At 26.7% G+C, this 23,427-nt stretch carries 18 protein-coding genes and 1 riboswitch; of the genes, 3 read left to right on the top strand and 15 right to left on the bottom strand.

Annotated elements, in window-relative coordinates:
* Positions 1–329: 329 nt before the first annotated feature.
* Complete coding sequence (locus tag J2Z25_RS12680; protein WP_209740865.1) at positions 330–1,442, top strand: DEAD/DEAH box helicase; 1,113 nt, start codon at positions 330–332, stop codon at positions 1,440–1,442.
* 414 nt (positions 1,443–1,856) lie between these two features.
* Here J2Z25_RS12680 and J2Z25_RS12675 read toward each other — a convergent pair whose 3' ends face one another.
* From J2Z25_RS12675 to mgtA, 13 genes are all read right to left on the bottom strand, one after another.
* Positions 1,857–4,118: a glycogen/starch/alpha-glucan phosphorylase gene (locus tag J2Z25_RS12675; protein WP_209740864.1), complete on the bottom strand. Its 2,262-nt coding sequence runs from the start codon at positions 4,116–4,118 to the stop codon at positions 1,857–1,859.
* 314 nt (positions 4,119–4,432) lie between these two features.
* A complete protein-coding gene (locus J2Z25_RS12670) occupies positions 4,433–5,245 on the bottom strand; it encodes a nitroreductase family protein (protein WP_209740863.1) in 813 nt (270 codons plus the stop codon).
* 156 nt (positions 5,246–5,401) lie between these two features.
* Positions 5,402–6,115 carry a Crp/Fnr family transcriptional regulator gene (locus J2Z25_RS12665; protein WP_209740862.1) on the bottom strand — a complete coding sequence of 238 codons (714 nt, stop codon included), beginning with the start codon at positions 6,113–6,115 and terminating at the stop codon, positions 5,402–5,404.
* A gap of 169 nt (positions 6,116–6,284) precedes the next feature.
* On the bottom strand, positions 6,285–7,091 hold the full coding sequence (locus tag J2Z25_RS12660) for a DUF438 domain-containing protein (protein WP_209740861.1): 807 nt from the start codon (positions 7,089–7,091) through the stop codon (positions 6,285–6,287).
* Between the two features lie 32 nt (positions 7,092–7,123).
* The gene (gene ric / locus J2Z25_RS12655; RefSeq protein WP_209740860.1) at positions 7,124–7,825 is read right to left on the bottom strand and encodes an iron-sulfur cluster repair di-iron protein; all 702 of its coding nucleotides are present in this window, start codon (positions 7,823–7,825) and stop codon (positions 7,124–7,126) included.
* A 262-nt stretch (positions 7,826–8,087) separates the two neighbouring features.
* Positions 8,088–9,740 (bottom strand): hydroxylamine reductase, encoded by a 1,653-nt coding sequence (gene hcp / locus J2Z25_RS12650; RefSeq protein WP_209740859.1) that lies wholly within the window; start codon positions 9,738–9,740, stop codon positions 8,088–8,090.
* A 143-nt stretch (positions 9,741–9,883) separates the two neighbouring features.
* Positions 9,884–11,782, bottom strand: a complete 1,899-nt coding sequence (locus tag J2Z25_RS12645) for an FtsX-like permease family protein (protein WP_209740858.1) — start codon at positions 11,780–11,782, stop codon at positions 9,884–9,886.
* Positions 11,782–12,534 (bottom strand): ABC transporter ATP-binding protein, encoded by a 753-nt coding sequence (locus tag J2Z25_RS12640; protein ID WP_209740857.1) that lies wholly within the window; start codon positions 12,532–12,534, stop codon positions 11,782–11,784. The genes J2Z25_RS12645 and J2Z25_RS12640 overlap by 1 nt, the downstream gene beginning before the upstream one ends.
* A 96-nt stretch (positions 12,535–12,630) precedes the next feature.
* Positions 12,631–13,647 carry a sensor histidine kinase gene (locus tag J2Z25_RS12635; protein WP_245173344.1) on the bottom strand — a complete coding sequence of 339 codons (1,017 nt, stop codon included), beginning with the start codon at positions 13,645–13,647 and terminating at the stop codon, positions 12,631–12,633.
* Between the two features lie 8 nt (positions 13,648–13,655).
* On the bottom strand, positions 13,656–14,327 hold the full coding sequence (locus tag J2Z25_RS12630) for a response regulator transcription factor (protein WP_209740855.1): 672 nt from the start codon (positions 14,325–14,327) through the stop codon (positions 13,656–13,658).
* Between the two features lie 179 nt (positions 14,328–14,506).
* Positions 14,507–15,529, bottom strand: a complete 1,023-nt coding sequence (locus J2Z25_RS12625) for an ROK family protein (protein ID WP_209740854.1) — start codon at positions 15,527–15,529, stop codon at positions 14,507–14,509.
* Positions 15,529–16,161, bottom strand: a complete 633-nt coding sequence (locus tag J2Z25_RS12620) for an HAD family hydrolase (RefSeq protein ID WP_245173335.1) — start codon at positions 16,159–16,161, stop codon at positions 15,529–15,531. Before J2Z25_RS12620 ends, J2Z25_RS12625 begins: the two co-directional genes overlap by 1 nt.
* A gap of 149 nt (positions 16,162–16,310) precedes the next feature.
* Positions 16,311–19,001, bottom strand: coding sequence for a magnesium-translocating P-type ATPase (mgtA, locus tag J2Z25_RS12615; RefSeq protein WP_209740852.1), 2,691 nt, complete (start codon positions 18,999–19,001; stop codon positions 16,311–16,313).
* Positions 19,002–19,360: 359 nt separating this feature from the next.
* Positions 19,361–19,519, bottom strand: a riboswitch (M-box (ykoK) riboswitch).
* Positions 19,520–19,786: 267 nt separating this feature from the next.
* Here mgtA and J2Z25_RS12610 point away from each other — a divergent pair.
* A complete protein-coding gene (locus J2Z25_RS12610; protein WP_209740851.1) occupies positions 19,787–20,737 on the top strand; it encodes an alpha/beta hydrolase in 951 nt (316 codons plus the stop codon).
* A 181-nt stretch (positions 20,738–20,918) separates the two neighbouring features.
* On the top strand, positions 20,919–21,062 hold the full coding sequence (locus tag J2Z25_RS12605; protein WP_209740850.1) for a hypothetical protein: 144 nt from the start codon (positions 20,919–20,921) through the stop codon (positions 21,060–21,062).
* 51 nt (positions 21,063–21,113) lie between these two features.
* Here the strand turns inward: J2Z25_RS12605 and J2Z25_RS12600 are convergent, their stop codons facing one another.
* Both J2Z25_RS12600 and cplR read right to left on the bottom strand, forming a co-directional pair.
* Positions 21,114–21,677 carry a beta-class carbonic anhydrase gene (locus J2Z25_RS12600; RefSeq protein ID WP_209740849.1) on the bottom strand — a complete coding sequence of 188 codons (564 nt, stop codon included), beginning with the start codon at positions 21,675–21,677 and terminating at the stop codon, positions 21,114–21,116.
* Positions 21,678–21,753: 76 nt separating this feature from the next.
* On the bottom strand, positions 21,754–23,400 hold the full coding sequence (cplR, locus tag J2Z25_RS12595; protein ID WP_209740848.1) for an ABC-F type ribosomal protection protein CplR: 1,647 nt from the start codon (positions 23,398–23,400) through the stop codon (positions 21,754–21,756).
* Between the last annotated feature and the right edge of the window lie 27 nt (positions 23,401–23,427).

Here is a 23,427-nt window from a genome sequence, read left to right as displayed (position 1 = left end):
CTACTCCATATTTTTTATTAACTTCAGTATAAGTTTAAAATCTTAATATATTTTCATATAAAGCTTAAGATTTCCTAAATATAAAGTGAAAAAAATCTGTACATATAACTAAAATACAGATTTCTTGTTTAATAATATCTTCAATTAATGATATAACTAAATAATTCATTCATTTTAAATGAATTATAACTTTATATTGATTATTAATATATTAAATGTTATTATTAAGCCATTAATAGATACGTAATATAATTGTGGAGCTTGGATGTCTTTCACCGGATACCAAGCTCTAATTTACTTTATATGACCTCTAAAGAAAGGATTTAATTATGAATTTTAAAGATTTAAAAATAAATACAAAATTAGTTGATGAATTAAAGAAAAATGGTATTACAACACCTACCAAAGTTCAAGTTAATGTTATACCTGAAATAATTAATAAAAATGATGTAATAGGAAAATCAAAAACTGGCTCTGGAAAAACACTAGCCTTTTTATTACCTATACTTCAAAGAATAGATAGTAATTCTAAAAGTACTGAAGTGCTAATTTTATCTCCAACTAGAGAATTAGCTATCCAGATAACTGAGGAAGCAAATAAATTTAATATAAATGATATTGGAATTTTAGCTGCTTACGGTGGAAAAGATGTTGGTTCTCAATTAAAGAAACTTAATAAAGGCATTAATTTAATTATTGCAACTCCTGGAAGGTTACTTGATCATTTAGAAAGAAAAAGTATAAATTTAAGTAAGCTAAATACTGTTGTTATAGATGAAGCTGATCAAATGCTTTTAATGGGATTTAGAAATGAAATTGAAAAAATAATGTCTTATGCTCCTAAAAAGCTTCAAACTCTTTGCTTTTCTGCAACTATAGATTCTAAAGTAAAAAAACTAGCTTATAGATATATGAATACTCCAGCTATCATTGATATTACAGAAAATGAAGAATCTGAAATTCCTAATATTAAACAAGAAGTAGTTAAAACTACAGATAGATGGAAAGTTGATGCTTTAGTTAAGATTCTAGAAGAAGATAATCCTTTTATGTCTATTATCTTTTGTAGAACTAAAAGAAGAGCTGATGAACTAGAAGTAAAACTTGCTGCTAAAGGTATAAAGGCTGCTAAAATACATAGTGATGTTCCTCAAAATAAAAGAGAAAAAATAATGAAATCTTTTAGAGATTGTGAAATTCAATTTTTAATAGCAACTGACGTAGCTTCAAGAGGAATAGATGTTACTGGGGTTACTCATATATATAATTATGATGCACCAGAAAGTGTTGAAAGCTATATTCATAGAATAGGAAGAACAGCTCGTGCTGGAGATAGTGGCTATACATGCCTTATTACAGATCCTAAAAACTACACTATATTAGAGGAAATTGAAAATTACTTACAATATACAATTCCTGAGCGTGAAGTTAACTTTAAGTAAAAAAGTGCTTATATTAAATGTGCTTATTCCATATTTCTTAGCAAATTAACACCAAGTTACAGATATTAAATTAAAAAACTGATAGTTATAATTTAAAAATAATTTTAAAAATGCATATTTATATATTGTAGCAATTCATATATTATGGTTTAAAATTTATAGAAATTTCAGTATAAGCAAATGATATAACGAAACGTTATATCATTTGCTTATATAAAAATAGACAATAAATATAATATTTTAATAAATAAAAAGTTAATAGAAAAAATTCAAGGGAGTCGCGAAACGCGACTCCCTTGAATTTTAATTAGTAATAATTCTTTATATAATTAATCATAGAAAAAAACAATAGATAGATTTGTTTTACCAAAACCTATCTACTGTCTCTTTGTAGTTGTAATTTATAATGATCTTCTACTTTAATTTCCAGATTTCCTTATTGTATTGTTCAATAGTTCTATCTGATGAGAAGAATCCCGCTTTACTAATATTAAATAAAACTTTTCTATTCCAAGTTTCTCTATCTTCATAATCCTTAAATACTATTTCTTTAGTTTTAATATAATCTTCAAGATCTAGTAATGTCATGAACCAATCTTTATTAATTAATTCTTTATGAAGTCTTGTTAAGTTTTCTTCATCTCCAACTGCTATCATTTCATCACTAACTATAAAATCAACTAATTCCTTTATTGCAGGTTTTTCATAGTATTTCTTAGAAACATAGTCTGCTTTTTTATAGTGTTCAATAACAGTTTCACTTGATTCCCCAAAAATATAAATATTATCATCTCCAACTAATTCATGTATTTCAACATTAGCTCCATCTTCTGTACCTAAAGTTAATGCTCCATTTAACATAAACTTCATATTACCTGTTCCAGAAGCTTCTTTAGATGCTAAAGAGATTTGCTCTGAAACATCACAAGCTGGAATTAATTTAGATGCTTTTGTTACATTATAATTTTCTACCATAACAACTTTTAAATACTTGTTAACTTCAGGATCATTATTTATAATTTCTTGTAGACATAAGATAGTATGGATTATATCTTGAGCTATTATATAAGCTGGTGCTGCCTTAGCTCCAAATATCATTGTTATTGGAGTTTCTGGGATATTTCCATTTTTGATATCTAAATACTTATGAATTATATAAAGAACATTCATTTGTTGTCTCTTATATTCATGAAGTCTCTTAATTTGAATATCAAATATTGAGTTTTCATCTATTTCAACACCTTGAGTTTCTTTTAAATAATTCTTAAGAGCAATTTTATTATTCTTCTTAATTTCTCCTAATTTTTTTAAAACCTCTTTATTATCTATATATTTTAATAAGTTTTCTAATTTAGTAGCATCCTTTTTATAATCATCTCCAATTAGCTCACTTATATACTTTGCAAGTTCATTATTGCAATGAATTAACCATCTTCTAAATGTTATCCCATTTGTCTTATTATTAAACTTCTCTGGATAAATATTGTAAAATGGTTTTAACTCTTCTTCTTTTAATATCTCAGTATGAAGTGCGGCAACCCCATTTACACTAAATCCATAATGAATATCCATATGAGCCATATGAACTCTATTATCTTTATCTATAATATATACTTTTTCATCATCATACTTAGCTTTTACTTTATTATCTAATTCTCTTATAATTGGCATTAATTGTGGAACAACCTTATCTAAATATTCTATTGGCCACTTTTCTAATGCTTCTGCTAATATTGTATGATTTGTATATGCACAAGTCTTTGTAACTATTTCAATGGCCTCTTCCATTCCTATTCCTCTTTCTCCTAAAAGACGAATTAATTCAGGAATAACCATTGATGGATGTGTATCATTTATTTGAATAACTACATGATCATATAATTTATGCAAATTATATCCATTTTCTTCAGCTTCTAATAAAATTAATTGAGCTGCATTACTTACCATAAAGTATTGTTGATATATTCTTAATAAATGTCCTGCTTTGTCGCTATCATCTGGATATAAGAATAAAGTTAAGTTTTTCTTTATTTCTTCCTTATTAAAATTTATACCATCCTTTACTAGTGTTTCATCTATTGTGTCTATGTCAAATAAACGAAGCTTATTGCAAGCCTTATTATAACCTGTAACATCTATATCATAAAGGCTTGATATAACCTTAAATCCTCCAAATAAAACTTCAAATTTTATATCTGATTTATTTAACCAACTTTCACTAGTTATCCATGGATTTTTTACTGCCTTTTGTTTATTATTTTCAAATACTTGCTGGAATAATCCAAAATGATAGTTTAAACCTACCCCATCCCCATTTAATCCTAAAGTTGCAATTGAATCTAAGAAACATGCAGCTAATCTTCCAAGTCCACCATTACCTAATGATGGTTCTAACTCTATTTCTTCTATTTCAGTTAATTCCTTACCATTATCAGATAATACTTCTTTAACTTCTTCATAAAGTCCAAAATTAATTAGATTATTTGATAATAACTTTCCAATTAAAAATTCAGCTGAAATATAATAAAGTTTTTTATCCCCCTTATTAGTACCCTTTTTATTAATTGTTCCTTTTGTTAATTCTAATAAAGCTAAATAGATTTCTTCGTTGCTTGCTTCTTTTATTGTCTTGTCAAATCTCTTTTCTAGAATTTTTGTTAAGTTTTCTTGTACCATTGTTCTATCCCACCCTTAAATAATTAATTTACTTTTTAATAATATTATTTATATTCCTTTAAATTTCATAGGTTCATTAAACCCTTTACACTTACTATAATATCAACTTTATATATATGAATTTGTAAATTCATTCTTTTATTTGTATATTATTTATATGACTTTATAAGTTTTTTTATTTTCCTAGTTTTTTAACACTAACATAATAAGAAATTACACTTATTCAATTATTTAGTTTGAAGATTATATGACCTTTTATAATTTCCTAGTATAAATTAAAAGGAGATGCCTCAATACATCTCCTTTTAAAAAATCTAATTATCTCTTACCCAAGAAATAACATATACATATTTACTTTTAATAACTGGATTTTCAAATTTAAATTCTCCTTTTATTCCTTTTTCCTTCATATATAAGTCCAGATGACAAAGTGCTATACCTATATCTATTTGGCTCATAACAGTACTACCATTATTATATATATGAATATCGTCCTTTACCTTAAGCAATCTCCATGGTTGATTATTCATAGATGATGGTGCTAATCGTACCATCTCAAATACTTCGCCATATTCTTTTGCCTCTTCCTTTGAAATTGGACTATCAAAATTTCCATTAAAGAATAATTCATAATAATCTTTTCTTATATTTTTATGATTTTTCATAAAAGAAGCAAGAAATGATTTCCTCCCGCCTTCATATCCAACTGGCGATACTGCTGGTAATATTTCATTACTTTTTAAATTAATAGTCTTTCCAAAATCACCTTTACTAAATGTTCCTCCAAGCCAAACTGTACCTAACCCTAGTGAAGTACAATATAAAATCAATTTTTCAAATGTATATCCTAATGCTTCTAATGCAAAATCTTCATTTTCGCATGCAGCTACTAAATAATAATTTGCTCCTTTTATAACTCCATATGTACCAAGTCTAATTACATCCTTATAAGTTTCCTTTTTAATTAATTGTATTCTTACCTTTATATTAAAAGGATTATCTAATTTACCTATATAATTATCTATTTTGTTTATTAATTCCTGAGATAAAGGCCTTTCTTCATAATTTCTAACAGAATATCTAGCTCTTATTATCTCCGCTAAAGGTTTATTGAACGTTAACCCCATATGAAATATCTCCCCCTCTTTTATATCATATTAAATAAACATTATCTATCTCCTTTTAAATAAACTATATAAATTCCCCTTGTAAAGGACCAGTGGGAGAATATTTGCTTTTGTGTAAAAACAATATGTATATCTAATATCTAATAATATAATATTCTAGAATATTGATTCTTCTAATAAACTTAAATTATTAATTATTATTTTCTTTGTACCAACAGCTTTAATAATATTTTCATTTTCTAATAAAGTTAGTTTCCTACTTAATGTTTCTCTTGCTATGCCACAATAATTAGCCATTCCTTCTCTATTTAAAGGCAAATCTATTTCTATCTTTCCATTTACAACTTTGCCATATTTCTCTGAAAACTCTAAAAGCATACAACATATTCTTGCTTCTGGATTATTATTAGATAAATTCTTTGAAAGATTTTCTACTTCTATTAGTCTTTTATTTAATTCAGAAAGAAGTTTTAAACAAATAGACGGATTCGAATATAATATATCTTTTAAATCCTCTCTAGAAATAGTGCATAATTCAGTGTTCTTAACTGCTATTGCAGATACGTTACTTTCAAGAGTATCTCCTAATATATTGCTTTCTCCAAGAAAATCTCCAACAGTTAATATATTTATAATTTGCTCCTTACCAGTTGCAGTACTTTTACTTATTTTTATCATACCTTCACTTATTATAAATAGCTTAGAAACTTTATCGCCTTCTAAAAATAAGCTTTCTCCTTTTTTTAAAACCATATGCTTTCTTACTGATATTATTCTATCTAATTCCTCTTCAGAAAGTGATTCAAATATAGGTACTTCTTGTGCATATAATCTACTTGCACATTTTTCACAACAACAATCACAATTCAAAATAAAATACCTCCTAACCTAAATCATATAACTTAATTTAATTATACTATAAAATTCACATTTATAATTAAATTATATAATTTACAAGGAGGTATTAATTAATTTATATATTGATTTTAAAAATTCTATTTAATTTTAATTTACATTTAGTTTCTTAAATATAAGATTATTACTTACAATCTTCAGGTGTAAATGTACAATAACCTATATTATCACATTCTTTTTTCATATTAGCCCACTTAGTATCACCTTCTATACTTTCTAATGCTGTAGGATATAATATATAATTTTCCTTAAATATATGATCTTTTAATTCAAAGCAAATAGCATTTGAAAGTTTCTTTAATTCAATTTTATATTCATTAAAATCTAAATCTGCAACTGACTCACTTAACTTCTTTAATGCTCTTTTCTTTTTTCTTAAGTCTTCATGCTCAAGTCTCATTATTCTAGTTGGCCCTGTTATCCCTCTTGTTTCAAGCTCTGGAAATAAAACATCTTCTTCTCTTTTATGGTGAGGTTCAGCATCTAAAATACTAATAATAATTTCAGTTACTCTTGTAAATTCTTTTCTATTCTTATCATAGCTTTCCATTTCTAGTATTGCATTTGTTACTTCTTCTAATTCCTTTAAAAAACTTAAAAGTAATTCATGTTCTTTAATAAGTGTATATAAAACGTGTCCCTTAGATATATTACTTTGTAATTTTTCAAGTTCACCTTGTAAAATCATCATATGAATTTCACATAAATGTCTTAATTCCCTTGGGTCCATTCCTTCTTCTACTAAACTTTGTTCTGCCATAGAAAGCTCTAATGGACTTATTGACTTAACAATCTTTAGCCCTTTTTCCTTTAACTCTTCTGTTAATCCTTTTTCATTTAAATTTTTTAAAAGTGCTGTTAATTCCTTTATTTTTCCTTCATTAACTGCTCTATTTACACCATTATCTAAAATAAATCTTTTCTTTTCCAAATTAATCACCTCTATATTTTTTAATAAACTTTCTATTGATATCTCTTAAATAAAATATTGTTTTCTTTATGAATATGAACAAATAAGTCTTTCTCAAGATCATGCATCTTCATATATAATAATTTGAAGCTTGTACACGCCCATTCTGGAGCACTATAATCATCTGTAATATGAGCTAATTCTTTAAGTATATCTCCTGCCGCTTCATGTTCTCCTATAAAGCTTTCTATTTCTACTTTTAAAATATCCTTCTTTCCTTTATCATTAGTATTTTCAAATTCAATTATCTTTGGAAATAATATTTTTTCCTCTTTTATTAAATGTTCTTCTAACTCACATTTTAATGCTCCAAAAAGTTTATGAACCCTTGTTAAAACATCTGGTAAATGATTATAATGAACTTTAAACACCCTAACTAATAATGGATCTATATCTCTTAGTAATTCAAATGTCCTTGCATGATGAGTATTTACTATATGCTGAATTAATTCTTCTGAATTTCTTTCATTCCAATTTATATATGATGAATTATCAAATATAAATTCTTCAAGTTCTTCATTTATATCTTCAATAAATTTATCTACGTTAATATTTTTTTCTTTTAATGCAATTTCTAAATTTTTATTTCCACCACAACAATAGTCTAATCCAATATCATTAAATTTTTCAACAACAGCAGGATAAATAATAACACATTCACCTAAACTTAAATTTTTATTTATACTCTTTTCCATATCAATCACTCCAACCTTGTTTTTCTTATCTATGAGTAAATTATAAGAAAATTTTAAAAATAAAAATGTGATTCAAATCAAATTTTGAGAAATTATAATCTTAAATTAAAAATTGCATATATAACATCATATAATCATTTTAATCTTTAATCATTAAAATAATAAAAACTTTATATCATAACCTTTTCTAGAATTTCAAAGTATAATACGAATCAAAAAAATAAGAAGATATAGCATAACTATATCTCCTAAAATATTTATATTATACTAATTGTTGAAGACATGTCTTTAAATCTTCTTCTGGTGTACTAATAGGTTTAAGATCAAATGTATCTACTAGGTATTGTAAAACATTTGGTGATATGAATGCTGGTAATGATGGTCCTAAGAACATTCCTTTTATTCCAAGAGACAATAATGCTAATAAATCTGCAACTGCTTTTTGCTCATACCATGATAAAATTATAGATAATGGTAATGAATTTACATCTGTATCAAAAGCATCTGCTAAACTTGTTGAAATTTTCACAGCGGAGTAAACATCATTACATTGACCTACATCTAAAAGTCTAGGCAATCCATTTACTTCTCCAAATTCTAACTTGTTAAATCTATATTTTCCACAAGCAAGAGTTAAAATAATACAATCCATTGGGACTTGTTCAGCAAACTCTGTATAATAATTTCTTCCTGGTCTTGCTCCATCGCATCCTCCAATTACAAAGAAATGTCTTAGCTTACCTTCCTTAACTGATTCCACTATCTTATCTGCATGACTTAAAGTTGATTTATGAGCAAAACCTACTAATATTTCGTGTTCTTCTTGATCTTCTTCAAATCCACCTAACTCAAGGGCTTTATCAATTATTTCTGAAAAGTCCTTATATCCATTTTCATCTCTTCCTATATGCACTATTCCATCCCATCCAACTACTGAAGTACTATAAATTCTATCTTTATAGCTTTCTCTTGGCTTCATTAGACAATTAGTTGTCATAAGAATACAACCTGGTATATTATCAAATTCCTTTTGTTGATTTTGCCATGCAGATCCAAAGTTTCCTACTAAGTGCTTATATTTTTTTAGTCCATCATAACCATGGGATGGTAACATTTCTCCATGTGTATATATATTTATTCCTTTTCCTTCACTTTGCTCTAATAGCATTTCTAAATCTCTTAAGTCATGACCTGAAACAACTATAAATGGTCCTTTTTTAATATTTACATTTACTTTGTGAGGTGTTGGATTTTTATATCTAGTTGTATTAGCATCATCTAGAACTCTCATAACTTCTATAGCTATTTCTCCAGTTCTCATTACCCAACGTATTAATTCTTCAACTTCAACATTATCATTTGTCATAATTTCTAATGCTCTAAAATAAAATTGATCAACTTGATCGCTATAAAAATCAATAAATCTAGCTTGATGACCGTAAGCAGATATTCCTTTTAATCCATAAAGAATAGTTGATCTTAATGATCTTATATCTGCATCTAACTCTTGATCATACATTATTCCAGCTTTAACTGCATCCTTTAGCATTTCCTGTTTAGTAGCACTTAAGTTATATGTAGCTGGATTAGGGTAATCACCTTTTGGTGCTTTACTTCGTAATGATTCTTTTATTTTTTGTGAATCTTTAAGCATTTGTATATGTACTTCTACATCAAAGTTAACATTAGTTAGTGTTGTAAAAAGTCCATTTTCTACAAACTCAACTATTGTTTTATCTATAAGCTCACCTTTATCAATTAATGGTTTAGCATAACATGATATTCCCTTTAGTTGATAAATCAATAAATCCTGAAGATTTGCAACTTCTGGTGTTTTACCGCAAACCCCCATTTTAGTACACCCCTTGCCCCCCATAGTTTGCTCACATTGATAACAGAACATTGCATTATCCATATTTTTATCTCCTTTCTATATAAACCTATTCTTAGTTATATAACCTTATTATCAGTTATATAAACTATTTTTATTCATATATAATACTCTTTTAAAAAGCAAAAAATTCACGATTGCTTTGAACAATCATGAATTTTATATTCTTAATTTTTCTTTATTCCTATTATTTTTTTAAATCCTATGATTGAAATAATGCAATTAACTATAAATATAACTATGCAAATTACTAAGCTCAGTAAATATACTGAATTTAAATTTTCTTTCATAAAATCAGCTAATGCATTAATTGCAAAATAACTATGAATTGCACCAACTGCTAATGGAATGAAATAAAATAATGCAACTTCTCTTCCTATAGATTTACTTATATCTTTTTTTGAAGCTCCTATGCTTAAAAGAGTTCTATATTTTTGCTTATCTTCATTTGCATCACTATAAATTTTTATATAAATAATACTAGCTTCTGCTAATGCCATTACTAAAAATAAGAATCCTCCAATTGCATAAACAAATTTTACCCATTCTATTTTTTGCAATTCAAATTGTCCATAATATCCATGTGTAGTTTCTAAATTAAGATTTTTTCCTATTTCATCTATTACATTAATTATATTTTCTTCATTTTCCATTTTAATACCATAGAAGTTTATCTCAGTTGCTGTTTCTTTTAGTCTTTGATATTCATCATTATTTACAATTACAGTAGCATAATTTAATGCTTCACCAAAAACTCTAATTCTAGTACTTTCGCTTACATTAAACTTAACATCATTTAATGTAATATCATTGGTATTAGCTAAAAAGCTCATAAGAGTACCTGGTCTTTCAATGTATATAACATTATTACCTTCTACCATTTCCTCATTAAACTTATCTAAGTCTTTCTCATCACCATTTGCTTTCAATATATTAGATAAATTATCATAAGATACTACTATATATTCATCATTTTGATATTCCGGAACATCTTTTAATGTACTATTAACCTTTAGTACTTTAGTATTTAAGGAATATTTTTCTTCTCCAACTTCTTTTAATTTATCAGCTATTTCTTCTGAATTAAACTCATCTGTAGATGAAATTGCTAAAGAATATAAAGTAATATTTCTTTGGCTATTTTCATATGTTGTCTTCATTGAAAAGGCTGTTCCAAGAACTGTAGTAGTTGTTGCTGTTAGTATAGCTATAGTAGCATAAATAGTATAGTTTTTCTTAAATCTATAAGCTAAATTATTTATAGTTACAATATTTGATCCTTTATATAATATAGATTTTCTATTAATTAAGAAATTAAACACTATTGGGAAAACAGCTCCAAATAATCCATATGTTCCTATACAAACTAATACTAAAGTCTTAAGAGCATTCATTGCTTCTTCATTTACTAAGTAATATCCATATCCAATTAGAAATAAAGAAATTATTCCAATTATATATATAATAAAATTAACTTTAGGCATCTTTTCTTGTTTTTTATTTGCATTTAAAAGATCTACAATTTTGCTTCTGACTATACTTATAAATCCTTTTATACTCATAAATAAAAAGATACACATAAAAATTGCTACAGTATAAATTATTGAATTTAAGCTTACATTAAACTTCACATCTATATTAAAGTCTGCAATTTTAAAAACTACTATTTGAAAAAACTTTGATAAGACAACTCCTATAGTTGTTCCAATTATTGATGCACTTACTCCAATTAACATCATTTCAATAAAATATATCTTTCCTATTACTGATGAATCAAGACCCATAAATGCATAAATACCAATTTCCTTTTTTCTATTTCTTAAGAAGATATTTGATGCATACCAAATAAAGAAAAACATAAATATAACTAAAATGACAGTTATAACTTGCAAAATAAGCTTGCTATATTCTTCATTCATATCACCAAGGACTTTCATTGCCTCTCCATCCATCATAATTAAGAAATTACTTAAAATAACCACCGAAAAAATCATTGAGATAAAGAACATAGTATATACTTTTATATTATTTTTGAAATTATTATAAGCTATATTGAATACGCTCATTATTTAGCACCTCCTAAAGATGCTAACATATCAATTATCTTAACATAAAACTCTTTTCTATTATCTCCTTTATTTAATTGACACTTTATTTCTCCATCACTTAATATATAAACTTTATTAGAATAACTTGCAGTAAGAGCATCATGAGTAACCATAACAATAGTAGCATTTTCTTCCTTATTTGCTCTACTTAAAGATTCTAGCAGATCTGATGATGATCTTGAATCTAATGCTCCAGTAGGCTCATCTGCAAAAATTACTTTTGGATCAGTTATTAAGGCTCTAGCTGCTGCCCCTCTTTGCTTTTGTCCTCCAGATAATTCATATGGATACTTCTTTAAATGCTCCTTAAGACCGAATATCTCTGCAATATTAATTACTTTGTTTTCTATATCTTTAGTTTTCTTTTTTCCTAATGCTAATGGCAATGCTATGTTATCCATTAAATTCATATTATCTAACAAATTATAATCCTGAAATATAAAACCTATTTTATCTCTTCTTAAATTAGATAAATCCTTATTCTTAATCTTTGTTATATCTTTTCCATCAAGAATTATTTCACCTTTTGTTGGTTTATCTAAGCTTGAAATTAAATTAAGCAAAGTAGTTTTTCCTGCTCCTGATGGCCCCATTATAGAAATAAAATCACCTTCATTTACAGTAAAATTTATATTATTTAAAACCCTTGTTCTAAACCCTCTAACTCCATATTCCTTAGATACATCTTTTAACTTTAAAATTTCTTTCATAACTAATTCCTCCAAAATTAACTTTAACTTTAATTTTATTTTAATAGTTTTTTAATTTGGATTCCTTCACTTAACCTTACCTTTTTTATTCTAATGTTACATTTTAGTAACCTTTAAATAATCGGAGATTTTATAAAAGTATATATTAAATAAAGTATATTCACCCTTAATTGATTCCACAGAAATTTCATGTTCTAATTTGTTTAATACCTTCTTAGTAAAATAAAGTCCCATGCCAGTAGATTTATATACTTTATTTCTACCATTACTTCCTGTAAAACCTTTATTAAATATCCTTTCTATATCCTCTTTTTCTATGCCAATGCCATTATCCTTAATACATAGTTTTATATATTCTCTATTATCCTCTGCATAAAATTCTATCTTACCATTTTCTTTTGAATATTTAATAGCATTATTAATTAATTGATCTATAACATAAATAATCCATTTCCCATCACTATGAATATTATAGTTTAAATTACTTGTAACAATTTCCACCTTATTTTTTATTAAAAAAAATGAATTGTTTCTTATAGATTTTTTAACTATATCCCCCAAATTTTCTTCCTTAATAAAAATATCCTCTGAAGCTACAGTAGCTCTACTTCCATAAATAACCGAATTAACTAGAAAATTAATTTTTTCTGTTTCATTTTTTATGCTACTTGCTGCATCATAATCCTCTATATCTTCTGAAATTATATTTAATGCTGTTATTGGCAATTTTATTTCATGAACCCATTTAGAAATATATTCTTCCATATCTCTTAATTTTTCTTCATATTCTTTAGTTTTAAAATCATACTTTTTATCTTTATTGTCTATAAGCTTAAAAATAATCTCCTCTTCTAAAGAATTTTCTTTAACATCTTCTAGAGAAATATCATTTTCATTTAAAATAGATTTATATAAATCGTAATATTTCTTTTTCCAATTAAAATAAGCAATGTATATCCATATTAAATATATAGTAATTATAATGAAATCTAAATAAGTTAAATCACTAGTTCGACCATTGAATGAATTTATTGAAATTAAATATATGTTTATTACTAGTAACAAAGCTATTGAAAATATAATATTTATATTCTTTTCTTTTATAAATCTCATTAAGCCCATTAAATCATATACCCTATCCCTTTCTTAGTCTTTATAAAATCATTTAATCCTAATTCATCCTTAAGCCTTCCTCTTAGCCTAGTTACATTTACAGTTAATGTATTATCGCTTACAAACTCATCATCATTCCATAAACTCATCATAATTTTATCTCTTGAAACTACTTTACCTTTATTTTTAATAAGTATTGATAATATTTTCATTTCATTTTTTGTTAACTCAATAATATTATCTTCATATTTAAATGTACATTTTTCCATATCTAATATAGTATCTTTATAATAAATAACAGAATCTGAAAAAGTATAATCATAGCTTCGCCTTAGTAATGCATTAATCTTAGTTATTAAAACTTCTATAGAAAAAGGCTTTGTTATATAATCATCGCCACCATTATTTATTCCCATAATTAAATCCATATTTGAATCTCTTGAAGATAAAAATATTATAGGCACCTTAGATATTTCTCTAATTTTTTCGCACCAATAAAACCCATCATAGTATGGTAAATTAACATCCATTATTATTAAACTTGGTTTCTTTTCAGTAAATTCTTTTACTATATCACTAAAATTATCTATAATCTCTACACTAAATCCCCATTTCTCTAAAGATAAAGAAAGTTGTTTTGATAAATCTAAATCATCTTCTATTAATAATATTTCTCTCATAATAGCTACCTCTCAGTTATTTTTATGTAAATTATAACATTATGTAAATTTATATGAAACATTATAAAGTATAAAAAAGCTATAACTAATATTATATAGTTATAGCCTTAATTTTATTAAAAAGTACTTTGGTTACGCTAGCCAAAGCTATGACGCCCTCTATACTAATAATCTTATATTTAATTTCTAATTAACTTAACTTCTTTATTTATTAACCTTAATGATTGTTCTTTTATTCCTTCTAATGAATAATTGCAATTTTTTTCTTGTATCAATATTTTCGTTTTTATGCTGAATTCTCTAGTATACATATCAATTATCCTATTTTTGATATAATACTTAAAATTACTTCCACCTAAAACAACTACACTAGGGTTAATTATTGCTGATATTGTTTTAATAGTATTTATAATTACTTGAATGTACTCATCATCATCTAAATTGCTAATCATCATTGCATTTAGAAAAGTATTTCCAACAGGAATGAATCCAATTTCTCCAGCATATCCATTATCACCTTTTAAAACATTTCCATTTAGTACTATTCCAGCCCCTACCCCTAATGAAGTAAAGCTTACATATACAAGACTAATAGGATCACATTTATTTTTTTCTATATAATCATTATAAAATGCTAAAGAAGCAGAATTTATATCATTCTCTAATAGTATCGGAACATCAAATCTTTCTTTAAGATATTTTCTTATTTTTATTTCTTTCCAATCTTCCATTCTAATTCCAGATAAATATCCATCATCAGTCACAACTCCAGGAACGCTAATACCAATGCCTTCTATATTGTTATAAACTCTATATAAGGCTTCTATTGTATTTATTATAATTTCAATATCTTCTAAACTTCCTATTATTTTAGTATTTTCTTCTAAAACTTCTCCTAAAGTGTTTACAATTCTATAAATTATTTTCTCTTCTTCTATTGATATTGCTATTAAATATCTTTTATTAGGATTTATCTTATATCTTTCAGCTCGTCTTCCACCACTAGATTCATCTAATCCTACAGATATTATTTCATTTATTTCCATTAACTCATTTAAAATAACTCTTACTGTTGTATGACTTAACCCTGTATCCCTAGTAATTTCAGCTCTGGTTGCATTCCCTCTAGCCCTTATTGAGTTCATTATTAATGAAGTATTCACATTTTTAAGTTCTGTTGGTTTTCCTACAATTTTTTTCATTATAAGAAATTTAGCTCCTTTAAAATATCACTAGGATTTTTAAAGTTATAATCAGCATCTATTCCCTCTAAGTCATCAGCCCCCCACATAGCTATACCAAAATCCATCCCTGCAGCCTTAGTTGCTTTAAAATCAAATATTGTATCTCCAATATACATACAATCCTTTGGACTTATATTTAATATTTCACTTACTTTTAATAAAGGATCAGGATATGGTTTATGTCTTTTTGTATCATCTGCTAAAACTTCACACTGAATATATTTTTTTAATCCAGTAGGTCCAAAATCTATTTCATATTGGTCTTTCATTTTAGAACTTGCTATAGCACATATGATTCCTTTTGAATTTAGTGTTTTCATAACTTCATCAAAACCCTCATATAATACAGCACCTTCTTCAAAATCATTTACATACTGTACCCACTTCTTATAAGATTTATCTATATCCTTAAAACCAAGATCTTCTAAAGTTCTCTTTCCTGCATATGCTTTATATTTAAGCAAATCTTCATAAGAAATGACTTCACCTAGCTCTTCTTTTATTAACCTTTGAAGTGGAATTAAATTCATTCTCTCTGTATTTAAAATTGTTCCATCTAAATCAAAAATAATACATTTATACTCTCTCATATTTATAATCATACCTCTATACTATACTTTTGAAAGTTTCTTTCAAAAGTATAGTAACATATTTCTATAAATTAATCAATAAAATTAACTTATATAAAATAAACCAAGCCACAATAAAATGACTTGGTTTAAACTTGTATATAAATATATTATAATAATTCACCATATCTCTTTATAAATACCTTTTTTAATATAGTTGCTAATATCATATAAAGTATTATTATTACGATTAAACAAGGAAAATAAATTGCCGGCATAGCAAACATATCCAAAGCCTTTCCAAAAGCTGTATAAGGAATTATAGTTCCCACTGCTATTCCTAATGTTGTTAGAGTTGTAAGTTGCCATGATGCTCTACTTTGAATAAATGGAATGTCTGGTGTTCTAATCATATGAATTACAAGAGTTTGAGACCATAATGATTCAACAAACCATCCTGCATGGAATAATCCCATAAATCCTAATTGTTGCACTTCATTTAATGTATGATATTGTCCTTCAAATACTAATGGACAAATAAAGAAATACATTAAAATATAAGTTGCTATATCAAAAACTGAACTTGTTGGACCAATCCAAAACATAAATTTACTTATTGAGCTTGCATCCCATTTACGAGGTAATTTTAGATACTCTTCATCAACGTTATCCCAAGGAATAGTTATACAAGAAATATCATAAATTAAATTTAACATTAGTAATTGTATTGGTAACATAGGCAAGAATGGTAAAAATATACTTGCTACTAATACAGAAAACATATTCCCAAAGTTTGAACTTGCTGTCATCTTTATATATTTAATAATATTAGCATATATCTTTCTACCTTCTACTACTCCATCTTCTAATACCATTAAATCTTTTTCTAATAAAATTATATTCGCTGATTCTTTTGCTATATCAACTGCTGTATCAACTGAAATTCCAACATCAGATTCTGTCATAGCTGCTGCATCATTTATTCCATCTCCCATAAAGCCAACAGTATGTCCATTATTTCTTAAAGCAGAAACAACTCTTGTCTTTTGATTAGGAGAAAGTTTAGCAAATACATTTGTTTCTTCCACTACTTCACTTAATAATTCATCATCCATTTCTTCAATATCTGATCCAAGTAATAAATTATTTACCTTTATTCCAACTTGCTTACAAACAGAGGATGTTACTGCATCATTATCTCCAGTAAGAATTTTAACATTAACTCCAAAGTCTTCAAGAGCTCTTATTGCATTAGCCGTACTTTTTTTTGGTGGATCTAAAAATGCTAGATATCCTATTAATACCATATCTGATTCATCTTTTACTGAAAGCTCCCCTACGCTTGATGGATTGTTCTTTTGAGCAATTCCTAATATACGCATTCCTTGACTATTGTAACTAGAAACAGTATCTAAAATTTCTTTTTTAATTTCTTCTGTAATAGTTTCAATTTTCCCCTTATATTCTGCATGAGAGCAAACTGATAGCATTTCTTCAATAGCACCTTTAGTTATTAATTGAGTTTTTCCAGCTTTATCTTCAACTACTACACTCATACGACGACGGCTAAAATCAAATGGTATTTCATCTACTTTTTTATAATCATGCCATAATTCAATCATATCTTTTTCATTTGCATGATTTACTATAGCTATATCCATTAAATTCTTTAGTCCTGTTTGGTGATAGCTATTTAGAAAGGCATGACGTAACACTCTGTTATCTTCTTTTCCATGAATATCAAGAGAATACTCTAAAACTACCTCATCTTGAGTAAGTGTACCTGTTTTATCTGTACAAAGAACATCCATTGCCCCCAAATTTTGTATAGCATTTAAATCTTTTACTATTACTTTCTTTTTTGACATAGAAACTGCACCTTTTGCAAGGTTTGCTGAAACTATCATCGGTAACATTTCTGGGGTAAGACCTACAGCTACTGAAAGAGCAAATAAAAATGCCTCCATCCAATTGCCCTTAGTAAATCCATTCATAAATAGTACAAATGGAACCATTACTAACATAAATCTAATTAATACCCATGATACTGAATTTACACCTTTTTCAAAACTTGTAGTTACTTTTTTTCCTACTAATTGTTTTGCCATTGAACCAAATATTGTATCATCACCAACATTAATTACTATTGCTATTGCTGATCCACTAATGACATTACTTCCCATAAAAGCTAAGTTATTTAATTCTATAGGATTTTTACTATCACCAATAATAATTGTGTCTACTTTTTCAATTGGCTCACTTTCACCAGTCAAAGATGATTGACTAACAAATAAATCTTTTGCCTTTAGTATTCTAACATCTGCTGGAATCATATCTCCAGCTGCAAGATGAATTATATCTCCAACTACAATTTCATTAATAGGAATTTCTTTTGCTCCTACGCCTTTACGCTCCACACTTATAGTTGTTTTAACCATTTCGCTAAGCTTTTCAGCTGCCTTATTTGACTTTGTTTCTTGAACAAAACGAAGAATACCACTTACTAAGACCATTGAAGTCACTATAATAACTGATGTTGCATCTTTCTCACTTGGATCAACAATTACTATATCTGTAATGAATGATATAATCGCTAAAGCTAATAAAATTATAGTAAATGGATTAATAAATGCTTCTACTAGTCTTTTTAATAAAGAATCTCCTTTTTGATGAGTAATTTCATTTTTTCCATATTTTTCTCTCATCAATTCAACTTTACTTTCCTCATAACCACTATAACTTGTGTTATACTTCTTTAAAATACCCATTTCATCTTGTTTTGAAGAAAAAATTAGTCTATTAACTCCTGAATTTACCTTTACTTCATCTGTAATTACTTTTCTAAATATCTTCTTTTTCATCGTCCTATCCTCCTAAAAAATTTAAAATATTTTTAGAGGTAAGACATAGATCCAAAAAGAAATATTATCTTTCAATTATTCAATTTTAAATTGTAAGAGGAATGAATGATGTATAAGCCACTGCATCATAGCTCCTCAAATTAATTAAATTCATATTTTTCCCTAGTGGATCTATGCACTTACTACTCTCTTCATCCATTCCTCTCACCTCCTAAAATTCAAATTATCTATATAAACATAAAAATGGATTAAAGCAATAAAAAAACCCTTACCAAAATAACTTAATGGTAAGGGAAATAAACTTACAAGCTTAATACAATCATAATAAAAGACTGCACAAAAAAACATAAAACAGAAAACTGCTTCATCATCGTACAAGCTTCAGCTTCACAAGGCGATGAAATTGCATTAGTCTATGCCTTGGCTTCGACATAGACTGCTAACCTTCTCATAGTGTCTCCACTATTTTGCGGCAGCAACCCTTATCCTTGTGGTAACCTCACCTACCGAAATATTAAATTGTTAATTCTCTTATATCATATGTAATAATTAAAAAATTGTCAACACTTTTCATAAAATTCATATTTATTTTTCACCTTTATATACTCTTACATAATTTTAAATCCTATCTATTTATATACTATATTAATACTATTTCATCATATTATTAATATAAATTTAACCTTTTTTCTACTAATATTCGTTGTAAAATTATTGTTATATTTATTTAGAAATGTTAAAATAACGCTTAATAACTCTTTCATTAATAAATTAAGGAGATAGCTATGAATAAGAAAAAAACAGCATTAATTTCAACTAGTATATTAGGTGCTTTATCTATAGGCGCTTTAGGATTTGTAGGTAATTTCTTTTATAATTTAGCTCTTAATCCAACAGTATCCAAGGATGCTATATTTGGCACTCCAGAAGAAGCAAAGTCAACTAGTGGAGAAGTTGTTGACGATAATGTAGATTGGCTGATTAATAAATCCAACTTTTCTAATGAATACATAACCTCCTTCGATAATCTAAAACTTCATGGTTACAAAATACTAAACGAAATTCCTACTAACAAATGGGTTATATCTGTTCATGGATATACAAGTCAGGGATTAGACATGAGTGGTTATGCTAGAAATTTCTATGAAATGGGATATAATATTTTAATTCCCGATCTAAGAGCTCATGGTAAAAGTGAAGGCGATTATATTGGAATGGGTTGGGATGATAGATTAGATATTATTGAATGGATAAATTTAATTCTTAAGTTTGATGCAACTTCAGAAATAGTTCTTCATGGAGTATCAATGGGAGCAGCCACAGTTTCTATGACTTCTGGCGAAAAACTTCCAAACAACGTAAAAGCTATTATAGCAGACTGTGGATATACATCTGTTTGGGAACAATTTTCACATCAACTCGATGTTCTATATTCATTACCTAGTTTTCCAGTTATGAATGCTTCATCAGTAGTAACAAAAATCAAAGCTGGTTATACTTTAAAAGAAGCTTCTACACTAAAACAAGTAGCAAAATCTAAAACTCCAATATTATTCATTCACGGAGATGAAGATGATTTCGTTCCTTACTCAATGATGGATGAACTTTATAATGCTACAAGTTCAGAAAGGGAAAAATTAACCATAAAAGGTGCCGGACATGCTAAAGCATCTAAAGTAAATCCTGAACTTTACTGGTCCACAATTAATATATTTATAAATAAATATATTAATTAAAAAGTGAAAAATTAAAAAGTGAAAAAGTTAAGGATCTTTTCCTAAACTCTTTCACTTTTCCATTATTAATTTAACTTAGAAGTATAAATTGGCAAAGATACATAGACGGTTGAATAAGCATATAGCCAGCAATTAGAGATACTTGGTGAAGGAAAAACTACTAGGCCTTAATGTTGCTTAATTGTTTGAGCGTAGAGAGTTAACCAAAACTCTTTGCATAGTAGTTTTTTCGAATTTTAATAGGACATATACTTCAGACAAGCTTCAGCAGATGGGCTTTCATACTAAGTCAGCTAGCTTCACTAAGTATTCAATTCCTGAGTAGCTATTTAGCTTATGGACTATATCTAGTTATCATAGACTTTATATTTGCAATTTATTTATTATATCCATTAACTATTAAGTCTAACTTTCCTGTCTCAGGATCTATTGCAAGTCCATGAACAGATATACCTTCTGGCATTAATGGATGTTTCTTAATTAAAGTAACACTATCTTTTATAGATTCTTCAACCGAATCAAATCCATGCAACCATTTTTTAATATCTATTCCAGCATTACAAAGTGTATATAAAGATTCTTTTGAAATTCCTCTATCAATAGCCTTTTGCAATAACTTATCTGTGTCTAAATTACACATTCCACAGCCATGATGTCCAATCACAAAAATTTCATCTATATTAAATTCATAAATTCCAACAATTATACTTCTAATTACACTTCCAAAAGGATGCATAATTGCTGCTCCAGCATTTTTTACAATTTTAGCATCACCATTTTTTAAATTTAATGCTTTAGGCAATAAATCTGTAAGCCTTGTATCCATACAAGATAAGATAAGAATCTTCTTTTTAGGATCTTTTGAAGTTATGTATTGCTCATAATCTTTATGTTCTACAAAGTCTTTATTAAATTCTAATATTTCATCTAATTTACTCATATAGTCCCCCTTTTATGTTTTTAGCCTTTTACTTATTTTATAATAACAATACAATTTTTCATATAGTTTTTATGTATTATTGTTGTACATTTTTAATTCTATCCAGTAAATTTTTATATTCTAAATCCAATTCTTCTTTTTTAACTTTATTTGTTTCTAATGATAATAGTGAAATAACCTCTGTTAATCTATTTTTTAAAACTAGCAATTCCTCTTCACACTTCTTTTTATTAATATCAACACTATCAATATTTTTATGATCTAAATAGAAGCTATAACCTCCATCAAATTCATGTAGTTTATTTTCTTTAATTTCAATAATATAATTACATATATTTGAAACAAATCTTATGTCATGAGATACTAAAATAATAGTCTTATCAGTATTTACTAAAGCATTTTCTAATGCCTCTATAGATTTAATATCTAAATAATTGGTTGGTTCATCTAGTATTAATATATTATTATCTGATAAGATCACCTTACATAGCCCTACCTTTACCCTTTCTCCTCCACTTAAATCAGCGACTTTTTTATATACACTTTTATCTTTAAATCCAAATTCACTTAAATTAATTCTTATAAAAGTTTCATCGTAAGATGAATCTTCCTTTATATTTTCTAAAATACTTTTATTATCTTCTAAAATGTTTTGTCCTTGATCAAAGTACCCTATTTTCACATTACTCGAAATTTTAACTTTATCACTATTTTCATTAATTATATATTTTAATAAAGTTGTTTTACCACAACCATTTTCCCCTATCAAAGCAATTTTTCTTCCTTGTTTTATTTTTAAATTAACATCATCTATTAATAATTTATCTTTCACATAAATTTCTGAATCCTCTATCTCAATAGGAACTTTAGAATTCAACTTCATACTTGGTACAATGTTAATTATAATTTTTTTTGTATCTTTTGGTTTTTCTTTAACCTCTAACTGATCTATTCTGCTCTTAATTGATTTTATATTATTATCTATATTCTTCTTTCCTCTTTGATCACCCATTTTTATAGTTTTAGCTTCTGATGGTCCCATTCCTTTGGGAGCTTTTTTAATTCTATCTCTTAATACTTCCTTTTCTGATATGGCTTTTTCTAATCTAGATTTTTCATGAATATATTTATTATATTCTCTTTCATTAACTTTTCTATTTTCTTCTTTTTGATTAAGATAATCGCTATAATTTCCACTATATATAGTCAGCTTTCCATATTCAATTTCAACAATCTTATTACATAAATCATCCAAAAAATTTCTATCATGAGAAACAATAAGCAATGCTCCCTTATACTTCTTAAACATTTTATTTAAAAGCTTAACGCTTTCAACATCTAAATTAGAAGTAGGTTCATCTGCTATTATAAGACTACTATTTTCTTCAAAAGCCTTGACTATCCTCATTTTAACCTTTTCCCCTCCAGATAAGTAATCATCATATTCATCTGGAACATGAAGCATACCTTTTAATTTCCCCTCCCAGTCAATTTTGCACCACTCTTCTCTTTGACTAATATAAGAATAACTATCTGTAATATAAATATTTCCTTCATCAGCTTTTGTTTCACCTATTAATATTTTTATTAAAGTGGATTTTCCTACTCCATTTTCCCCTACTATTCCAATTCTATCTCCTTCAATTATTTCAAATTTATCTATATCAAGTAATAATCTATCACCATAATACTTCTTTAAATTATTAATACTTCCAAGTTTCATATTAAAGCCTCCATCAATAAAAATATA

It is taken from the genome of Clostridium tertium (assembly GCF_017873245.1).
Taxonomy (GTDB): Bacteria; Bacillota; Clostridia; order Clostridiales; family Clostridiaceae; genus Clostridium; species Clostridium tertium.
The sequence above is the reverse complement of the archived record's forward strand: the minus strand, read 5'-3'. Positions and strand labels throughout refer to the sequence as shown.

Excerpts from the sequence above, each read along its gene's own strand:
- J2Z25_RS12640 (WP_209740857.1), bottom strand. The coding sequence starts at position 12,534 with ATGAAAGAAATTTTAAAGTTAAAAGATGTATCTAAGGAATATGGAGTT.
- J2Z25_RS12680 (WP_209740865.1), top strand. The coding sequence starts at position 330 with ATGAATTTTAAAGATTTAAAAATAAATACAAAATTAGTTGATGAATTA.
- hcp (WP_209740859.1), bottom strand. The coding sequence starts at position 9,740 with ATGGATAATGCAATGTTCTGTTATCAATGTGAGCAAACTATGGGGGGC.
- J2Z25_RS12630 (WP_209740855.1), bottom strand. The coding sequence starts at position 14,327 with ATGAGAGAAATATTATTAATAGAAGATGATTTAGATTTATCAAAACAA.
- J2Z25_RS12675 (WP_209740864.1), bottom strand. The coding sequence starts at position 4,118 with ATGGTACAAGAAAACTTAACAAAAATTCTAGAAAAGAGATTTGACAAG.
- J2Z25_RS12625 (WP_209740854.1), bottom strand. The coding sequence starts at position 15,529 with ATGAAAAAAATTGTAGGAAAACCAACAGAACTTAAAAATGTGAATACT.
- mgtA (WP_209740852.1), bottom strand. The coding sequence starts at position 19,001 with ATGAAAAAGAAGATATTTAGAAAAGTAATTACAGATGAAGTAAAGGTA.
- cplR (WP_209740848.1), bottom strand. The coding sequence starts at position 23,400 with ATGAAACTTGGAAGTATTAATAATTTAAAGAAGTATTATGGTGATAGA.
- J2Z25_RS12600 (WP_209740849.1), bottom strand. The coding sequence starts at position 21,677 with ATGAGTAAATTAGATGAAATATTAGAATTTAATAAAGACTTTGTAGAA.
- J2Z25_RS12620 (WP_245173335.1), bottom strand. The coding sequence starts at position 16,161 with ATGAGAGAGTATAAATGTATTATTTTTGATTTAGATGGAACAATTTTA.
- J2Z25_RS12635 (WP_245173344.1), bottom strand. The coding sequence starts at position 13,647 with ATGAGATTTATAAAAGAAAAGAATATAAATATTATATTTTCAATAGCT.
- J2Z25_RS12610 (WP_209740851.1), top strand. The coding sequence starts at position 19,787 with ATGAATAAGAAAAAAACAGCATTAATTTCAACTAGTATATTAGGTGCT.
- ric (WP_209740860.1), bottom strand. The coding sequence starts at position 7,825 with ATGGAAAAGAGTATAAATAAAAATTTAAGTTTAGGTGAATGTGTTATT.
- J2Z25_RS12670 (WP_209740863.1), bottom strand. The coding sequence starts at position 5,245 with ATGGGGTTAACGTTCAATAAACCTTTAGCGGAGATAATAAGAGCTAGA.
- J2Z25_RS12645 (WP_209740858.1), bottom strand. The coding sequence starts at position 11,782 with ATGAGCGTATTCAATATAGCTTATAATAATTTCAAAAATAATATAAAA.